At 67.3% G+C, this 3,476-nt stretch carries 4 protein-coding genes; 1 reads left to right on the top strand and 3 read right to left on the bottom strand.

Annotated elements, in window-relative coordinates; translation table 11 throughout:
• Positions 1-190 precede the first annotated feature (190 nt).
• A complete protein-coding gene (locus tag ACFPZI_RS28875) occupies positions 191-1,018 on the bottom strand; it encodes a class I SAM-dependent methyltransferase (protein ID WP_381369006.1) in 828 nt (275 codons plus the stop codon).
• Positions 1,019-1,257: 239 nt separating this feature from the next.
• On the opposite strand from ACFPZI_RS28875, the gene ACFPZI_RS28870 reads away from it, so the two are divergent.
• The gene (locus tag ACFPZI_RS28870; RefSeq protein WP_381369003.1) at positions 1,258-1,821 is read left to right on the top strand and encodes a dihydrofolate reductase family protein; all 564 of its coding nucleotides are present in this window, start codon (positions 1,258-1,260) and stop codon (positions 1,819-1,821) included.
• 144 nt (positions 1,822-1,965) lie between these two features.
• Here ACFPZI_RS28870 and ACFPZI_RS28865 read toward each other — a convergent pair whose 3' ends face one another.
• Both ACFPZI_RS28865 and ACFPZI_RS28860 read right to left on the bottom strand, forming a co-directional pair.
• Entirely contained in the window at positions 1,966-3,261 is a 1,296-nt protein-coding gene (locus ACFPZI_RS28865) for a hypothetical protein (protein WP_381369000.1), read from the bottom strand.
• Positions 3,258-3,476: helix-turn-helix domain-containing protein (locus ACFPZI_RS28860; RefSeq protein ID WP_381368997.1), on the bottom strand; the 219-nt coding region annotated here is incomplete at its 5' end. The genes ACFPZI_RS28860 and ACFPZI_RS28865, both read right to left, overlap by 4 nt.

The raw sequence follows: 3,476 nt of genomic DNA, 5'->3' as shown, positions 1-3,476 counted from the left end.
GGTGGTCTTCCACCTCCGTCCGAAACAACAGCGCCTCGTGGCGCACTGACAGCGTTCTTACCCCGCGATCGGCCGTGAGTTCAGCGTGACTGAGGTGCTTTCACTGGGAACCCACGGCGTCTTCGGCAGGCAGGCATGAAAGTGCGGTGGGTCCGTAGTCGCTGAATCGGCAGGTCCTCTACCGCCGGGCTCACTCGGCGCGCTGCCCGACACGGAGGACACTCAGGTAACGGCGTGATGCTCGGTCGCCCATCCGCGTGCGGATGCGCTCGGCGATGGCGTCGAGCAGGGGCTCACGGACGTCGCGGTCGAGTCTCCGGTACAGCGACAACGAGCGAAGGTGATCGGCAAAGCCGTCTCCGTTGAACCACTGAACGGTCGGGTACCAGCGCACGATCGTTGGGCCGAACGATCCTCCGGGATCTTTGACCAGTCCCCAGCCCTCGTCGGTGGTGCGCACGTCGTCCTCCAGGGGCGGATGACCCCAGTCGGGGTTCCCGGGGCAGAACCGCTCGTGGAGATCGGCGGTCTCGGCGTGCGCCTCCGGCTCTCCCAGTCGGCGGACAACGACGTTGCCGAGCAGTGCCATCCAGCCTGCGGGAGAGAGCACGTCGTGCGCTCGCTGCCAGCCAATCGACGGGTCGACCCAGTGCCACGACGACGCAGCCACGACAACATCGAAGCGTCGACCGCGGTCATCCCACTCCTCAAACATCGACGTCTCGACTTCGACGTTGCGGAAGGAGGCAATCCGCTGGCGAGCGAGTGCGGCCATGTCTGCGCCTGGCTCGATGGCGGTCACTGAGCATCCGAGCGCTGCCAGCGAGCGCGTGGCCTGACCGGTACCGCAGCCCACCTCCAGCACCGACGACCGTTCGTCCATGCCGGTGATGGTGCCAAGGTCCGCGAACAACTCGTCGGGGTATCCCGGTCGAACCCGGTCGTAGAGCTCCGGCACCTCGTTGAACACTCGGCCGAGGTCGTTTCGGTTCGGGCGCGCCTTCGGATCATCAGTCACGAACGCACAAGCTATGAAGCTCGTCGACGGGGACGCCACTGGTTTAACGGCAGCTCCTCGACAGCAGCCGTGCCGGTTCTTTCTGTCTGCTTCGCCAGCATCGTTCGGTCGGGGATCCTTTCCGTACGGAGCATCTGCTTGGCGTGGTGGTCAACTGGCCCTCGGTGTGGCCTGACCGATGATTTTTCCGCGCCGTGCTGGTCTGTACGCCGAATACCGACTCACGGGAGTGTGACGCCATGCGGAAACTGACCTTTGCCATGAACATGAGCCTGGACGGCTACATCGCCGCGCCCGGCGACGACCTCGGCTGGAGCGTGCCGAGCGACGAGCTGTTCCAGTGGTGGTCCGACCGGGTGGGGGCGACGGGCCTGGCGCTGTACGGGCGCAAGCTGTGGGAGACGATGAGCTCCCACTGGCCGACCGCCGACCAGCAGCCGGGTGCCACACCGGCGGCGATCGAGTACGCCGGCCGCTGGCGGGACATGCCGAAGGTGGTGTTCTCCTCGACGACCAGCACGGTCGACTGGAACACCCGCCTGGTCACCGACGACGCGGTCACCGAGATCACCCGGCTCAAGGCCGACGACGGCGGCCCCATGGACGTCGGCGGCGCCACACTCGCCGCAGCGGCCATGCGGGCCGGGCTGATCGACGAGTACGCGATCGTCACCCATCCGGTCCTGGTGGGCGGCGGCACGCCGTTCTTCACGACCCTGGACAACTGGGTGAACCTGAGCCTGGTGGAGACCCGGACGTTTCCTGACGGCGTGGTGCTGACCAGGTACGAGACCAGGCGCTGAGTGCCCGATGTCGGATCAGCGCGGGCTTCGGGCCACCCAAGGATCTCGTGGCGCTGTGTTCCAAGGCGATCGTGACGTCCCTGCCGGATCCTGTTCTTCACCGCAGACGATCCGTCCGGATAGGGAATCCCTTCCGGGCAGCCGTCAAGAGCGCCCGCTCTCCCCTCCGACCGTATCTCGGCGGACTCCCGTCTGGTCGTCGAGCAGGTTCTGGGCGATGGTCGCGTAGTTGCTCGCGGTGGTGTGGGACAGGTTGAAGACCAGGGTGAGATGCAGCGGGTCGGCCCCGACGGTCAGTGCCTCGTGAAGTACCCGGTCGCCGCGGATGCGTTCGAGGTAGACGCCCTGGTGCAGTAGGTGCCGCTTAAGGTATTCGGGGCTGACGGGCCCGGTTCCCAGGGCTGTCTTCGCGTTGATCAGGATGTGCCGGTTGGGGGTCTTTGGCCAGGTGGCCCGGCGCTGGTCGAGCCAGGCCAGCAGGGTCTGGTACGGCAGTTCGCCGAGCCGTTGGCCGTGTTCGGCAATGGTGATCCTGCGGTTGGGCAGGTCGAGGTCGTCCAGGGTGAGGCTGCGGATAGCCGTGGCGCGGGCGGCGTGGACGGCAGCCAGGGCGACGATCAGCCGTTGCGCCGGGGTGACGGCGATCCGTTGGACGGCGAGCACTTCGGCGTCGGTCATCGGCAGCAGGCTGCGTGGGATGTCTTCCGAACTGAGTCGAGTGGTGGGGTTGGCGAAGATCAGGCCGTGCTTCTTGGCGAAGCGGAACAGTGAGCGCAGTGCCGCGATGGCGTTGCGACGCTGCCATCCACACAGGGGTGACAGTGCGGCCGTGACGTCGGAGACGGTGATTTCGCGCAGGTGATCACGGGGCGTCGCCCAGTTCTCCAGCAGGGGTCGGACGCCGCCGAAGTAGGCGTAGAGACAGGTGCGGGACCGGGGCTTGGCCCGGCTGTCACCGTCGAGGAGGACCAGCAGCCAGGCGCGGACGTCGTCGGCGAAGCCAGCAGGCAGTTCGGCGGTGCGGTCGTCGATCCACGAGCGGATCGCCGAGGCACTGTCGTCTTCGAGAAGTTCCAGGCGGGCGAGGACTTCGGCAACCCGAAAACTGGAAGCGTGTCGCGGTATTCGCCTACGGACTTCGGTGAGCTTCACGGGCTTGCCGGGCGGGCGATGCTCCAGCACCGCCGTCAGGCCGTCCATCGCGCACAGGACGAGCGACGGTGACCATCCGTTGGCCTCGCCAAGTTTTTTGGCGAGGGCCGCGGCCGACCGGAGCGCCGGATTGTCCGAGGTCAGGGCAGGGTGCTGCCAGCGGGGCAGGGGCGGGATGCCTGCCTTGCGGCGGTAGTAGGAGCCCAGGGCACGGCAGTTGTGGTCGCAGTAGGCCCGGTCTCGCCGCGATCCATTGGGCAGCGTCTTGCCGCAGTGCACGCAGTTCATCGAGGGGGCAGAGACCTGCCTGCGCGAGGACGCGGGGCGACGGCGCGCGGCTGGCCCACCGCCGTGGCCTGCGAGTTGGTCGCCGGTGCCGGCTCCGGCACCCGCTCCGGCTCGGGCAGCAACAGTTCCTCGACGCCGCAGCCGAGCACAGTGCAGATGACGTCCAGCTCGTCGAGCTTGACGGTGTTCGGTCGGCCGGACCACAGGCCCGACAT

It is taken from the genome of Streptomyces chlorus (assembly GCF_042655885.1).
Lineage (GTDB): Bacteria > Actinomycetota > Actinomycetes > Streptomycetales > Streptomycetaceae > Streptomyces > Streptomyces chlorus.
This window is presented reverse-complemented; position numbering and strand designations above follow the sequence as displayed.